Below are 14,438 nucleotides of genomic sequence, written 5' to 3' on the forward strand. Positions count from 1 at the left end.
TCACCTTCAGCCTTTCAGTGCAGCCGCCAGAATCAGCGCCTTCATCTCCGAAACAGCCGACTTGAACCCGACAAACAACGCATGAGCCACCAGTGCATGGCCGATGTTCAGTTCGTTGATGCCCTTGATCGCGGCGACGGCTTCGACGTTGTGATAATGCAGACCGTGGCCGGCATTGACGATCAGCCCCTGGGCCAGGCCAAACGCCACACCGTCCGCGACACGCTTGAGTTCTTCAGCCACTTCGGTGGGCGTCTCGGCGTCGGCATAACGCCCGGTGTGCAGCTCGATGGCCGGGGCACCGACACGGCGAGAAGCTTCGATCTGCCGTTCATCGGCATCAATAAACAGTGACACTTCAGAACCGATCTTCGACAGGCGCTCCACAGCGGCCTTGATCCGCGCCTCTTGACCCGCCACATCCAGACCACCTTCGGTCGTCAGCTCCTGACGGGTTTCCGGTACCAGGCAAATGTGCGCCGGACGGATACGCTCGGCAAACGCCATCATTTCTTCGGTGACGCCCATTTCGAAGTTCATGCGTGTTTGCAGCACATCCTTGAGCAGCAGCACGTCGCGCTCCTGAATGTGCCGGCGGTCTTCACGCAGGTGAACGGTAATACCGTCAGCGCCCGCCTCTTCCGCATCCAGTGCTGCCTTGACCGGGTCCGGGTAGCGTGTTCCCCGGGCCTGACGCAGGGTGGCAACGTGGTCGATGTTCACGCCAAGTAAAATGCGGGTGCTGGTGGTCACGGAAGCGCTCCAGAAGTAGAGAAAGTTCGGTGCACAGCATACGGGGTGATCAGGGCTTGCGAAACAGCTCGCGACTGACAAGTGGCCGGCCACCAAGGTGCACCGCCAACGCCTGACGCATCAAACGCTTGGCTGCGGACAGCGCACCAGGAGCGGACCAGTCGGCTTCGGCCATGGCCAGCAACTCGACGCCATTGAACAGACCCGGTTGCAGCAGATAAACCCGTTCCAGCCCGGCATCCACTTGCAAGCGATAAAGACCGTCCGGGGTGATGGGCTCGCCATGAATGTCGGCATTGAGAGCAAAGCCGTAGCCGAGGTCGTCGAGCAGTCGCCACTCGAACGAACGCAACAACGGCTCCAGTGGTCGCCCTTCGGCCAGGGCCAACAAGGTCGCGGCGTAATGATCGAATACGCCGGGATGAGGGTCTTCGGCGGGCAGCAGGCGGATCAGCAGTTCGTTGAGATACAGACCACTGAACAGCGCCTCGCCATTGAACCAGGTGGATACGCCGGCACTTTCCATGCGCCCGACGTTCTTCAGCTCGCCACGCCCCCGAAACTCGACTTCCAGCGGTACGAACGGCCGGGCAAGCGTCCCCGCCTTGCCCCGCGCACTGCGTAACACTGCCCGCAGCCGACCTTGCGGCGTCAGGAAGTCCACTAGGGCACTGCTTTCGCGGTAGGCGCGGCTGTGGAGGACGTAGGCGGGTTGGCCGATTGGCTGAGATTGGGACATGGGAGTCTCGCTGGAGGAGTGCTGCCTTGAAATCAACACAGACCTAATGTGGGAGCGGGCTTGCCCGCGATGGCGGAGTAACATTCAACCTTTGTGCTGAATGTTACATCCTCATCGCGGGCAAGCCCGCTCCCACAGGGTTCTACGGTGCAGCACGGCAGGGTTTACAAGTCGCCGTAGCCCAGCGAACGCAGCGCACGCTCGTCGTCGGACCAGCCACCCTTAACCTTCACCCAAAGGTTAAGCATGATCTTGGAGTCGAACAGCAGCTCCATGTCCTTGCGCGCTTCAGTACCGATGCGCTTGATGCGCTCGCCCTTGTCGCCAATGATGATTTTCTTCTGGCCATCACGCTCGACGAGGATCAAGGCATGAATGTGCAGGGTTTTGCCCTGTTGCTTGAACTCTTCGATTTCAACGGTGATCTGGTATGGCAGCTCGGCGCCCATCTGACGCATGATTTTTTCACGCACCAGCTCGGCAGCAAGGAAGCGGCTGCTGCGGTCGGTGATCTGGTCTTCCGGGAAGAAGTGATCGTTTTCCGGCAGGTGCTCGGCAATCACACGCTCCAGCGCATCGAGGTTGTGCCCGTGCTGAGCCGAGATCGGGATGATCTGTGCGTTCGGCAGCTGTTCCTGCAACCAGGACAGGTGCGGCATCAGCTCGGCCTTGTCCTCGATGCGGTCGGTCTTGTTCAGGGCGACGATCAGCGGGCCGGTCACGTATTGCACGCGCTCGAGGACCATCTGGTCTTCTTCGGTCCACTTGGTGCGATCAACCACGAAGATCACCACGTCGACGTCTTTCAACGCTGCCGAAGCGGTCTTGTTCATGTAGCGGTTCAGGGCTTTCTCGCCACCCTTGTGCATGCCGGGCGTGTCGACGTAGATCGCCTGCACGTCGCCTTCGGTCTTGATGCCGAGCATGTTGTGACGGGTGGTTTGCGGTTTGCGCGAGGTGATCGCCAGCTTCTGACCCAGGATGTGGTTCAGCAACGTGGACTTGCCCACGTTCGGACGGCCGACGATGGCAACATAGCCACAGCGAGTTGCGTTTGTATCAGTCATTGCCATTCTCCACACCCAGGGCAATCAGTGCTGCGGCGGCCGCTACCTGTTCGGCAATACGGCGGCTCACACCCTGACCTCGGCTTTTTTCATTCAATAGGATGATCTCGCATTCGACGAAGAACGTCCGGCAATGCGGTTCACCCTGGATATCCACCACTTCGTAACGCGGCAGCTCACAACCACGGGACTGCAGAAATTCCTGCAGGCGGGTTTTCGGATCCTTGTTGGTGTCGACCAGCGTCAGGCCTTCGAACTCACCAGCCAGCCAGGCCAGTACACGCTCGCGTGCCACTTCAATGCCGGCGTCCAGGTAGATCGCTCCGATCAGCGCTTCAAGCGCATCGGCCAGGATCGACTCGCGACGGAAACCGCCGCTTTTCAGCTCGCCCGAACCCAGGCGCAGGTATTCGCCCAGATCGAAACCACGGGCCAGCACGGCCAGGGTCTCACCTTTCACCAGACGCGCGCGCAAACGCGACAACTGGCCTTCGCGGGCCAACGGGAAGCGATCGAACAGCGCCTCGCCGGCGACGAAGTTGAGAATGGCGTCACCGAGGAATTCCAGGCGCTCGTTGTTACGCCCGGCAAAGCTGCGGTGAGTCAGGGCCAGGACCATCAGTTCCTGATCCTTGAAGGTGTAACCGAGCTGACGCTCGAGACGGCTTAAAGAGACGCTCACGGTTTACCCACGCTGAGTTCGTGGTTGGATTCCACCGCCATCGCCGAGAGTCGGCGCAGGCTTGGGACAATTAACGCTGTGTTCAAAAATAACGTCCTGAATATCATTGGCTTCATGCTTCCGGCGCCGAATCTGTCGACTCCAGAAATGCATTCGGCGCTGTGTTCAACAGCGCCGTGTTTGATTACTGGATCAGGCCAACCCGCGAGAAATTCGGCAGGTGACTGAGTTTGGGTTCCGGCCAGCTCATCCAGACTGCAAAGGCCTTGCCGACGATATTCTTGTCGGGAACCATGCCCAGCAGATCCTTGGGAATGCTCGGATCATCCCAGTAGCGACTGTCGTTCGAGTTGTCGCGGTTGTCGCCCATCATGAAGTAGTGCCCGGCAGGCACGGTCCACGAACGGTCCGGCGTTGCGCGGTAGCGGCTCATTTCCTTGCGGATCATGTGCTCGGCGACACCGAGTTTTTCCTTGTAGAGCTCGGCGCTGCCCAGCGTGCCCGGCTCGGAGCCGACCAGTTGCTCGGCAATCGACTCACCGTTGACGAACAGACGCTTGTCGGCGGTGTAACGAACCTGATCACCCGGCAAGCCAACGACACGCTTGATGTAGTTGACGTTCGGATCGCTCGGATAGCGAAACACCATCACATCACCGCGTTGTGGCTCACCGACATCGATGACTTTCTTGTCGATCACCGGCAGGCGGATCCCGTAGGAAAACTTGCTCACCAGGATGAAATCGCCGACGTCCAGGGTCGGCTTCATCGAGCCGGACGGAATCTGGAAGGGCTCCACCAGGAACGAACGCAGCACCAGAACGATGAACAACACCGGGAAGAACGATTTGCCGTACTCGACCAGCAACGGCTCCTTGTTCAGTTTCTCGACCACCACCATGTCAGGCTGGCTGACGCTGCCCTCATAGGAGGCAATGGCGGCCCGCCGACGCGGCGCCAGGAACAGCACATCGAGCAACGCCAACAGGCCGCAGACGAACACGGCGATGACCAGCAACAGCGGGAAATTTAGTGACATAGGACCTAGCTATCCAACCTGAGCACCGCAAGGAAGGCTTCTTGTGGAATTTCCACGTTGCCGACCTGCTTCATGCGTTTTTTACCGGCCTTTTGCTTTTCCAGCAGCTTTTTCTTACGGCTGACGTCACCACCGTAGCATTTGGCCAATACGTTCTTTCTGAGTGCCTTGACGGTTGTACGCGCCACAATCTGACCGCCAATGGCGGCCTGGATTGCCACGTCGAACATCTGCCGCGGAATCAGGTCTTTCATCTTCTCGGTCAACTGGCGACCTTTGTAGTGCGAGTTGTCACGGTGCACGATCAGCGCCAGAGCGTCGACCTTGTCGCCGTTGATCAGCACGTCCAGCTTCACCAGGCTAGCCGATTGATAACGATCGAAATGGTAGTCCAGAGAAGCATAGCCGCGACTGGTGGATTTCAGACGGTCAAAGAAGTCCAGCACCACTTCGTTCATCGGCAGGTCGTAGGTCACTTGCACCTGTGAGCCGAGGAACAGCATATCGACCTGTACGCCACGCTTCTCGATGCACAGGGTAATGACGTTGCCCAAGTGCTCTTGCGGCACAAGGATATTGGCGCGCACGATCGGCTCGCGCATGTCTTCGATGGCAGACAGGTCCGGCAGCTTGGACGGGTTATCGACGTAGATCGTCTCGCCGGTCTTGAGCAGCAGCTCAAAGATTACCGTCGGCGCCGTGGTGATCAGGTCCAGGTTGTATTCGCGCTCGAGGCGCTCCTGGATGATTTCCATGTGCAACATGCCGAGGAAGCCGCAACGGAAGCCGAAACCCAGTGCATCCGAGCTTTCCGGTGTGTACTGCAGCGACGAATCGTTGAGGGTGAGCTTTTGCAGGGCCTCGCGGAAGTCTTCGAAATCGTCGGAGCTGACCGGGAACAAGCCGGCGTAAACCTGCGGCTGGATGCGTTTGAACCCCGGCAGCACATCGACGTCCGGCGTCGAGCTCAAGGTCAGGGTATCGCCCACTGGCGCACCGTGAATGTCCTTGATGCTGGCGATGATGAAGCCCACTTCACCGGCCTTCAGGTCGGCGGTAGGGGTATGTTTCGGGTTGAATACACCGACGCTGTCCACCAGGTGGATCTTGCCGGTGGATTTGACCAGGATCTTGTCGCCCTTCTTCACGCGGCCGTGGCGAACGCGAACGAGCGAGACAACGCCCAGGTAGTTGTCGAACCAGGAGTCGATGATCAACGCTTGCAGCGGATCTTCGATGTTGCCGGTCGGCGCCGGAATGGTGGTCACCAGGCGCTCGAGTACTTCATCGACGCCCAGACCGGTCTTGGCAGAGCAGGTGACCGCGTCGGTGGCATCGATGCCGATGATTTTTTCGATTTCTTCCTTGACGCGCTCTGGATCGGCCTGTGGCAGGTCGATCTTGTTCAGCACCGGCATCACTTCCAGGCCCTGCTCGATCGCCGTGTAGCAGTTGGCTACCGATTGTGCTTCCACACCCTGACCGGCATCGACCACCAGCAGCGCACCTTCGCAGGCCGCCAGCGAGCGGCTGACTTCGTAGGTGAAGTCAACGTGACCGGGAGTGTCAATGAAGTTCAGCTGGTAGTTGATACCATCTTTGGCCTTGTAATACAGAGTGACGCTGTGAGCCTTGATGGTGATCCCGCGCTCGCGTTCAAGGTCCATGGAGTCCAGCACCTGGGCTTCCATTTCACGCTCGGCCAGGCCGCCGCACATCTGGATGAAGCGATCGGCCAGCGTCGACTTGCCATGGTCAATGTGGGCGATGATGGAGAAATTGCGGATATGACTCAAATCACTCACGGATCAACACTCAAAAAGGCTGCAGGCATAGCCCGCCGAAAAATAGCCGGGAATTGTACCTGATCCACGACGCAAGCGTCACGTTCGCAGGTCAGACGGCGCGTACAAAAACGCCCCGATCTTGCGACAGGGGCGTTTTTCATGACGCGTGAAGCGGGAAATACCCCGCCATCAACCGGCGCGACGCAAAAGCCAGAGTCCCGCCAGGGCGCAGACACTCGCTGGCACCAGCACCGCAAACAGCGGCGAGAAACCGAACACCAGGCTCGAAGGCCCCAGCAAATCCTGGGCAATGCGGAAGGTGAACCCCACCAGCACACCGGTAAACACCCGCTGACCGAGGGTCACTGAGCGCAACGGGCCGAAGATGAAGGAAATCGCCATCAGCACCAGGGCGGCAGTGACCAGCGGCTGCAACACCTTGACCCAAAATGCCAGCCAGTAACGGCCGTTGCTCAATCCCTGGTCCGCCAGGTAGTGGATGTAACCCCACAGGCCGGTGATCGATAGCGAATCGGGCGCCATGACCACCGTGCTCAGCAGTTGCGGACTCAATGCCACGTCCCAGCGTTCGACCGGAACGCTGACCACTTCAGTGCTCTTTTCATGGAACAGCGTGGTGGTGACGTCGCTCAACTGCCAGTGGTCCGTGTCGAACGCTGCCCGCTTGGCGAAGCTGGACGACAGGATGCGACGCTGATCATCGAAGCGGTAGCGGGTCACGCCATACAGCAGGCCATTGGGTTGCACGGAGTTGACGTGGATGAACTCGTCGCCCTGGCGGTGCCACAGACCGTGCTTGGCACTTTGAGAATCGCCGCTGCCCTGGGCCAGCGAACGGTTGGCCTGTGCGGTGCTTTCGGTTGCCGGCGCGACATACTCGCCAATCAACACGCCCACCACCATCAGCACCAGCATCGGCTTCATCACCGCCCAGACGATCCGCCCGACCGATACACCGGCCGCGCGCATGATGGTCAGTTCGCTGTTGCTGGCCAGGCTGCCGAGACCGATCAGGCAACCGATCAGCGCGGCCATCGGCAGCATGTCGTACAGACGACGCGGCGCGGTCAGCAACACGTAACTCAGGATATCGACCAGGGTATAGGTATCGCTGGCATCGCCCATCTCATCGATGAACGCGAACAACGTCGCCAGACCGAGAATGATCCCCAAAACCGCCAGGATCGCCATGAACACACTGCTACCGATGTAGCGGTCGAGCTTAACCACGGGCCACCTCCAGTGCGGCGCGGCGGCTCGCCATCTTCAAGCGCAAGGGCTCCCAATAGAGCAAACCCAGGCCAATGGCCAGGAAGATCCCGTGCACCCACCACAAGCCCAGCGCCGGTGGAATCTTGCCCTTTTCGAGGGCACCGCGAGCGGCAATCAGGATGGTCAGGTAAGCCATATAAAGAAGAATCGCCGGCAGCAGCTTGAGGAAACGGCCCTGGCGCGGATTGACCCGCGACAGCGGCACCGCCATCAAGGTCACGATGAACACCAGCAATGGCAAGGACAACCGCCATTGCAGCTCGGTACGGGAGCGGATGTCGTCGCTGCCCAGCAAGGATGCGGTGGTCATGGCATCGCGATCGGTCACTTCATCGCTGACATCCGGCTTGGGCAACAGTACGCCGTACTCTTCGTACTTGATCGCCCGGTAATCGGCTTGCCCCGGGTTACCGTCATAGCGGTAGCCGTTGTCGAGGATCAGGTAGCGATTGCCGTCGGGGCGGATTTCCTGGCGACCTTTTTCCGCCACCAGCACGGAGATTCCGCGATCTTTTTTGTCGGAACTGATGTTCTTTTGCGAAATGAACACACTACCCAGATTGATGCGGTCATCCGACAACTGCTCGGTGTACGTCACCCGGGTGCCGTCGCGCAGGGCCTGGAAACGGCCTGGTTCCAGGGTGTCGAACTCGGTCAGGGCATCCTGCTTGTTCAGCAGCAACTGGAACTGATTGGCGCCTTGTGGTGCCAGGCTCAGGCTCAACCAGGCAACCACCAGCGCCACAATCGTGGCCGGGAACAGGGTCATGCGAAACAGGCGTTGCTGGCTCATGCCTGTGGCCGAGAGTACGGTCATTTCGCTTTCGAGGTACAAGCGACCGTAGGACAGCAGGATCCCGAGAAACAGGCCCAGCGGCAGGATCAGTTGCAGGAACCCCGGCAGGCGAAAGCCCATGATCAGGAACAGCGAACCCGGATCCAGCTGACCCGAGGCCGCCTGGGCGAGGTATTTGATGAAGCGTCCGCTCATGATGATGACCAGCAATACGCCGCTGACGGCGCTCAAGGTCAACAGGACTTCGCGGGATAGATAACGGAAGACGATCAAACCAGACACTCCAGGGTTGTCAGGCTAAGGCGGCCAAACAAGCAAACATATCAGACAGCCCGCAAGGCAGAGCCGCCGAAAAAAGATGGCGCATTATCCTGTGATTGGGTGCGCCTGTCACTGCGCAATGCAGGGAAACGCCTGTAGGAGCGAGCTCGCTCGCGATGCTGGGCAACGATAACTCGGGATCTCTGACAGCCCGCGCCGCAGTCGGGTTCACCGCGAGCGAACTCGCTCCTACATTCGTGCAACCGAGGGTTGTCAGGCGCTGGCAGCGAGGTTCAAACTGCGGCCTTCGTCGCCGGCCACTCCCGGCGCCTTTCTATATTTATAAGCAAGCGACGCACACCCGCTGTCGAGCGCTTGCGAGTTGACCATCAATTCAGGGACCCGGACATGGAACTGGTTGTAAAAAGCGTTAACCCGGAAACGTTGAAGACCGCCACGCTGGTCGTCGCCGTCGGTGAAGGCCGCAAGCTCGGTGCTGCAGCCAGACAACTCGACGAACTCAGCGGCGGCGCAATCAGCGCTGTGCTCAAGCGCGGCGACCTGGCCGGCAAGGTCGGCCAGAGCCTGCTGCTGCACAGCCTGCCGAACCTGAAAGCCGAGCGTGTGCTGCTGGTGGGCGTTGGCAAGGATGAAGAACTGGGCGACCGCCCGTTCCGCAAAATCGTCGCCGGCGTACTCAACACCCTTAAAGGCCTGGGTGGCAGTGACGCCGTACTGGCTCTGGACGAAATCGTGGTCAAGGGCCGCGACAGCTACGGCAAGACCCGCCTGCTGGCCGAAACCCTGGTGGACGGCGAATACCAGTTCGACCAGTTCAAAAGCCAGAAAGCCGAACCGCGCGCCCTGAAGAAAATCACCCTGCTGACCATCAAGGCCGCCCAGGCTGAAGTGCAACGCGCCGTGACCCACGCCACCGCCATCGCCAACGGCATGGCTTTCACCCGCAACCTGGGCAACCTGCCGCCGAACATCTGCCACCCGACCTTCCTCGGTGAGCAGGCGAAAAACCTCGGCAAAGAGTTCAAGGATCTGAAAGTCGAAGTCCTCGACGAGAAGAAGATCAAGGCACTGGGCATGGGCTCGTTCTACGCCGTCGGCCAGGGCAGCGCCCAGCCGCCGCGCCTGATAGTCATGCAGTACAACGGTGGCAAGAAATCCGAGAAGCCGTACGCACTGGTCGGCAAGGGCATCACCTTCGACACCGGCGGCATCAGCCTCAAGCCGGGCGCCGGCATGGATGAAATGAAATACGACATGGGCGGCGCCGCCAGCGTGTTCGGTACGTTGCGTGCCGTACTCGAACTGAAGCTGCCGATCAACCTGGTGTGCATCCTGGCCTGCGCCGAGAACATGCCGAGTGGCAACGCTTCGCGTCCTGGCGACATCGTCACCACCATGAGCGGCCAGACCGTGGAAATCCTCAACACTGACGCCGAAGGCCGTCTGGTGCTGTGCGATGCCCTAACCTACTCCGAGCGCTTCAAGCCGCAAGCGGTGATCGACATCGCCACCCTGACCGGCGCCTGCGTCGTCGCTCTGGGCTCCCACACGTCGGGCCTGCTGGGCAACAACGACGAACTGATCGGTCAACTGTTGAGCGCTGGCCAGGCTGCCGACGACCGCGCCTGGCAACTGCCGCTGTTCGATGAGTACCAGGAGCAACTGGACAGCCCGTTCGCCGACATCGCCAACATCGGCGGCCCGAAAGCCGGCACCATTACCGCTGCGTGCTTCCTGTCGCGCTTCACCAAGAACCTGAATTGGGCTCACCTGGATATCGCCGGTACCGCATGGACCAGCGGCGGCAAGGACAAGGGCGCCACTGGCCGTCCGGTTCCGCTGCTGACCCAATACCTGCTGGACCGCGCCAAAGCCTGAAACCAATGATCCAGGGGGCGTTACTTTCGGGTAACGCCGTCCTGGCTCAGGAACCGCAATGACCAAAGTCGACTTCTATATCCTGCCCAGCGCCGATCCCTCGGCTCGCCTGGATTTCGCCTGCAAGCTCACCGAAAAAGCCTGGCGCATGGGCCACCGTGTCTACCTGCATTGCAGTGACGCCGCCCAGCGCGACGACCTCGATGCCCGCCTGTGGGCGTTCAAGGGCGAAAGCTTCGTGCCCCACGGCCCCGCTGAAAGCGAACCGGACAGCTTGATCGTGCTGGGTTTTGGCGATGACTGCGGTCAGCACCAGGATTTGCTGGTCAACCTCGACCTAAAGGTCCCGGCCTTTGCCCAACGCTTCGCCCGCGTGGCGGAAGTGGTGGTCGAAGATCCGGTGATCCGCCAGGCCGCGCGGGAGAGTTTCCGTTTCTACCGCGAACAGGGCTATCCTCTGCAAGATCACCGTTTACAGCGACTCTGAGCATTCCGATGGACACTCCAAAACCGCTGCAAAAGTCCGCGCACCTGTTGGACGACCTTGAGTCGATCCGCCAGTTACTCGGCGATGACAACCTGCAACCACCGCTGCTGACCGACACGGTCGAAGAAGGTGACCAGGAACAGATTCCCATGCTATTCGACACCGTCAGCGAACCCGCGCCGATCGTCGAGCCGGCACCTCCCAAACCCGCTGCCGAAGCGGCGCCGAGTACCAGCAAAAACACCGACGCCTTGCTGTACCTCGACACCGAACTGCGTGCCGCCGCGCAATTGATCATGCAAGACGTGATCGACGACTTCGCGCCGCACATCGAAACCGAAATCAAACGCCGCCTCAGCGCGCGGCTTGAGCGGTTGTTGAGTCAGTACAACGATTGATACGGCGTACCGATCTTCTGTAGGAGCGAGCTTGCTCGCTCCTACAAAGAGTTCATGTGCCGAGATAACGCCCGATCAACGCAATCCCGCTCGCCAGCACCAGCCACGTCACCAGCCGCACAAAGGCCTCGCGCGACAGGCGCATGGTCAACCGCCGACCGACCCACAGCCCCAACGCCATCGCCGGCAGCAGGCACAGCGCCAATACCAGCAACGGTAATTCGGCATACACCCCCGCGACCGCAAACAGACTCAAACGCACCACCGTGCTGCAACTGATCAGTGCACTCTGAGTCGCCCGCGCTTCGTCCTTTAGCAGCCGACTGTTCAGATAGATCGCATACAAAAAACCGCCACTGCCAAACAACGCGCCGAACATCCCGCCCACGGTGCCCATCGGCAACGCCCAAACAGCGGACAATTGCGCCGGACGGACTTTTATCCACAGGCTGTAGATCGCATACGCGCTGATAAACAGCCCCATCAACAGCAGCAACAGGTCGGATTTCAGGTTCAGCAGAAAAATCACGCCAAGGGTGCAACCCACCGCCATACAGGGCAGCAATCGCAGGAGTTCTGGTTTGGCCACGTCCCGTCGTGAAGGCAACAGATTGCCGAACGCCGCGACGAAATCCAGCAGCACCAGCAGCGGCACGATTTTCGATAAGGGCATGAACAAAATCAAAATCGGCCCGGCCACCAATGCCGTGCCGAACCCGGCGATACCGAACACGATGTAAGCCAGGGCGATGCCCGCCCCGATCACCAGCCAGTCCACTGCGCCGAATGGCCATTGGTTCAACAACTCAGCCACACTCAATCCTCCTTGAATACCGCCGACGACTTTACCCCTGTGGGAGCGAGCCTGCTCGCGAATACGGAATAACATTCAACGCTGCCGCGACTGACATGCATGACGCCTTCGCGAGCAGGCTCGCTCCCACAAGGGATTTGCGCGGACTCATGGAGATTGTTCACCGAATGCCTTTAAACTGCGCCCCATGATTAAAGATCCCTTTGCAAGACTCGGCCTGGACCGCGAAGTCCTGACCGTCAGCCAGCTCAACGGCCGTGCGCGGGTGTTGCTTGAAGACGTGTTCAGCAACATCTGGGTCGAGGGCGAAATCTCCAACCTCGCCCGCCCGGCGTCAGGGCACGTTTACTTCACCCTCAAGGACAGCGGCGCCCAAGTGCGCTGCGCCCTCTTCCGGCAGAACGCCGCCCGGGTGCGCCAGGCGTTGAAGGACGGCCTGGCGGTCAAGGTGCGGGGCAAGGTTTCGCTGTTCGAGGGGCGCGGCGATTATCAGCTGATCCTCGACACCGTGGAGCCGGCCGGCGATGGTGCGCTGCGCCTGGCCTTCGATGCCTTGAAGGAAAAACTCAGCGCCGAAGGCCTGTTCAGCGCCGAACGCAAAGTGCCGCTACCGGCGCATCCGCAACGTATCGGCATCATCAGCTCGCCCACCGGCGCGGTGATTCGCGACATCATCAGCGTATTCCGCCGCCGTGCGCCGCAAGTGCAGCTGACGCTGATCCCTACTGCGGTACAGGGCCGCGAAGCCACTGCGCAGATTGTTCGCGCGCTGAAACTGGCGGACGCCCGCGGCTTCGATGCATTGATCCTGGCCCGTGGCGGCGGCTCTCTGGAAGACCTCTGGTGCTTCAACGAGGAAGCCGTGGCCCGCGCCGTGGACGCCTGCGTGACGCCGATCGTCAGCGCCGTCGGCCATGAAACCGATGTATCGATCAGCGATTTCGTCGCCGACGTTCGCGCTCCCACGCCTTCTGCCGCCGCCGAACTGCTGGCACCGGACTCCAGTGATCTGGTGCGTCGGGTCGAGAGCTTGCATCGTCGGCTGGTGATGCGCATGCGCGACCGCCTGATGCGTGATCGGCTGCGCCTGGAAGGTATCTCTCGCCGCTTGCGTCATCCGGGTGAGCGCCTGCGTCAGCAAGCGCAGCGTCTGGACGACCTGGACATGCGCCTGCGCCGCGCCTTCGAGCGCAGCCTCAACACCCGGCGCGAACGACTGATCCGTCTGGAAACCCGCCTCGCCGGACAGCATCCAGGCCGACAACTGGCGATGCTGCGGCAGCGCCTCGACAGCCTCGCCGAACGCTTGCCCCGCGCCATGCGCGAAGGTTTGAAAAGCCGTCGCCTGCAACTGCAAAGCCAGATGCAGACGCTGCATGTGGTCAGCCCCCTGGCGACCCTCGGCCGTGGCTACAGCATTCTGTTGGACGAGCGCGGCAACGCGATCCGCAGCGCCGGGCAAACCCACACCGGCCAGCGCCTGAAAGCCAAACTGGGTGAAGGCGAACTGCAAGTGCGGGTCGAAGACAATCACCTGACGCCCGTCACCCTTTCTTTACTGGATTGATCCATGCCGCGTTTTTTTACTTCGTTTCTGTTGTTGTGCCTGACGTTCAACGCCCATGCCGATAGTTACATCACGCGCCTGTTGAACAAACCGGTGCCCGGCGGCGTGGCCGTGGTGGACCTGGGCGCCGCCACGCAAGCGCCAAAAGCCAGTTATCAGGGCAAACCGGTGCTGGTGGTCAAGGAACAGAACAACTGGCTGGCCATCGTCGGCATACCGCTGACGGTCAAACCGGGGGCCCAATCCGTCAGCAGCGGCGGTCGTAGCCTGGGGTTCACCGTTGGTAACAAGAAATACCCGGAACAGCGCATCACCCTGAAAAACACGCAACAGGTCAATCCGGACCCGGATAATCTCAAGCGCATCGAGCGCGAACTGGCCGAGCAGATCGCTGCCTACCGCACGTTCAGTCCGAATACGCCAAGTAACGTGCTGCTGGATAAACCGGTGAACGGCCCGCTGTCGAGCAAGTTCGGCGTGCGCCGTTTCTTCAATGGTGAAGAGCGCAATCCTCACTCAGGCCTGGATTTCGCCGTGCCTGCCGGTACGCCGATCAAGACCCCGGCCGCCGGGAAGGTGATTCTGATCGGTAATTACTTCTTCAATGGCAATACGGTGTTTGTCGACCATGGCCAGGGCTTTATCAGCATGTTCTGCCACATGTCGAAGATTGATGTGAAGGTTGGCCAGCAAATGGCACGCGGCGGTGTGGTCGGCAAGGTGGGTGCTACCGGCCGGGCGACGGGACCGCATATGCATTGGAACGTCAGCCTTAATGATGCGCGGGTGGATCCGGCCATATTTATTGGCGCGTTTCAGCCTTGATTCTCAGAAGAGGCTGATGGCCTGCTCGCGA

14 protein-coding genes are annotated in these 14,438 nt (G+C 60.4%); 5 read left to right on the forward strand and 9 right to left on the reverse strand.

Annotation, left to right across the window (positions count from 1 at the left end; all coding sequences use genetic code 11):
- Nucleotides 1-6 precede the first annotated feature (6 nt).
- From pdxJ to lptF, 8 genes are all read right to left on the reverse strand, one after another.
- Complete coding sequence (pdxJ, locus tag FFS64_RS07255; protein WP_137804799.1) at nt 7-753, reverse strand: pyridoxine 5'-phosphate synthase; 747 nt, start codon at nt 751-753, stop codon at nt 7-9.
- Nucleotides 754-802: 49 nt separating this feature from the next.
- On the reverse strand, nt 803-1,492 hold the full coding sequence (gene recO / locus FFS64_RS07260; RefSeq protein WP_137804800.1) for a DNA repair protein RecO: 690 nt from the start codon (nt 1,490-1,492) through the stop codon (nt 803-805).
- 164 nt (nt 1,493-1,656) lie between these two features.
- Nucleotides 1,657-2,559 (reverse strand): GTPase Era, encoded by a 903-nt coding sequence (gene era, locus FFS64_RS07265; protein ID WP_007973959.1) that lies wholly within the window; start codon nt 2,557-2,559, stop codon nt 1,657-1,659.
- The gene (rnc, locus tag FFS64_RS07270; RefSeq protein ID WP_095193756.1) at nt 2,552-3,241 is read right to left on the reverse strand and encodes a ribonuclease III; all 690 of its coding nucleotides are present in this window, start codon (nt 3,239-3,241) and stop codon (nt 2,552-2,554) included. The genes era and rnc overlap by 8 nt, the downstream gene beginning before the upstream one ends.
- Before the next feature lie 184 nt (nt 3,242-3,425).
- The gene (lepB, locus tag FFS64_RS07275) at nt 3,426-4,280 is read right to left on the reverse strand and encodes a signal peptidase I (protein ID WP_137804801.1); all 855 of its coding nucleotides are present in this window, start codon (nt 4,278-4,280) and stop codon (nt 3,426-3,428) included.
- Nucleotides 4,281-4,285: 5 nt separating this feature from the next.
- Nucleotides 4,286-6,085: a translation elongation factor 4 gene (lepA, locus tag FFS64_RS07280; RefSeq protein WP_008020289.1), complete on the reverse strand. Its 1,800-nt coding sequence runs from the start codon at nt 6,083-6,085 to the stop codon at nt 4,286-4,288.
- A 171-nt stretch (nt 6,086-6,256) separates the two neighbouring features.
- Nucleotides 6,257-7,318, reverse strand: a complete 1,062-nt coding sequence (gene lptG / locus FFS64_RS07285; protein WP_137804802.1) for an LPS export ABC transporter permease LptG — start codon at nt 7,316-7,318, stop codon at nt 6,257-6,259.
- Nucleotides 7,311-8,429: an LPS export ABC transporter permease LptF gene (gene lptF, locus FFS64_RS07290; RefSeq protein WP_137804803.1), complete on the reverse strand. Its 1,119-nt coding sequence runs from the start codon at nt 8,427-8,429 to the stop codon at nt 7,311-7,313. Before lptF ends, lptG begins: the two co-directional genes overlap by 8 nt.
- A 396-nt stretch (nt 8,430-8,825) precedes the next feature.
- On the opposite strand from lptF, the gene FFS64_RS07300 reads away from it, so the two are divergent.
- The 3 genes from FFS64_RS07300 to FFS64_RS07310 are packed head-to-tail and all read left to right on the forward strand — an operon-like array spanning nt 8,826 to nt 11,201.
- A complete protein-coding gene (locus FFS64_RS07300; RefSeq protein WP_137804804.1) occupies nt 8,826-10,316 on the forward strand; it encodes a leucyl aminopeptidase in 1,491 nt (496 codons plus the stop codon).
- A 58-nt stretch (nt 10,317-10,374) separates the two neighbouring features.
- Nucleotides 10,375-10,803: a DNA polymerase III subunit chi gene (locus tag FFS64_RS07305; RefSeq protein ID WP_095193761.1), complete on the forward strand. Its 429-nt coding sequence runs from the start codon at nt 10,375-10,377 to the stop codon at nt 10,801-10,803.
- A gap of 8 nt (nt 10,804-10,811) precedes the next feature.
- Nucleotides 10,812-11,201 (forward strand): DNA polymerase III subunit chi, encoded by a 390-nt coding sequence (locus tag FFS64_RS07310; protein ID WP_137804805.1) that lies wholly within the window; start codon nt 10,812-10,814, stop codon nt 11,199-11,201.
- A 52-nt stretch (nt 11,202-11,253) separates the two neighbouring features.
- Here the strand turns inward: FFS64_RS07310 and FFS64_RS07315 are convergent, their stop codons facing one another.
- Nucleotides 11,254-12,021: a sulfite exporter TauE/SafE family protein gene (locus FFS64_RS07315; RefSeq protein WP_137804884.1), complete on the reverse strand. Its 768-nt coding sequence runs from the start codon at nt 12,019-12,021 to the stop codon at nt 11,254-11,256.
- Nucleotides 12,022-12,202: 181 nt separating this feature from the next.
- Here FFS64_RS07315 and xseA point away from each other — a divergent pair, with 181 nt between their 5' ends.
- Together xseA and FFS64_RS07325 are read left to right on the forward strand one after the other, a co-directional pair.
- Nucleotides 12,203-13,582 carry an exodeoxyribonuclease VII large subunit gene (xseA, locus tag FFS64_RS07320; RefSeq protein ID WP_095193764.1) on the forward strand — a complete coding sequence of 460 codons (1,380 nt, stop codon included), beginning with the start codon at nt 12,203-12,205 and terminating at the stop codon, nt 13,580-13,582.
- 3 nt (nt 13,583-13,585) lie between these two features.
- Nucleotides 13,586-14,407, forward strand: coding sequence for a M23 family metallopeptidase (locus FFS64_RS07325; protein WP_137804806.1), 822 nt, complete (start codon nt 13,586-13,588; stop codon nt 14,405-14,407).
- Nucleotides 14,408-14,438 lie beyond the last annotated feature (31 nt).

This window comes from Pseudomonas sp. G(2018) (assembly GCF_005502415.1).
GTDB lineage: Bacteria > Pseudomonadota > Gammaproteobacteria > Pseudomonadales > Pseudomonadaceae > Aquipseudomonas.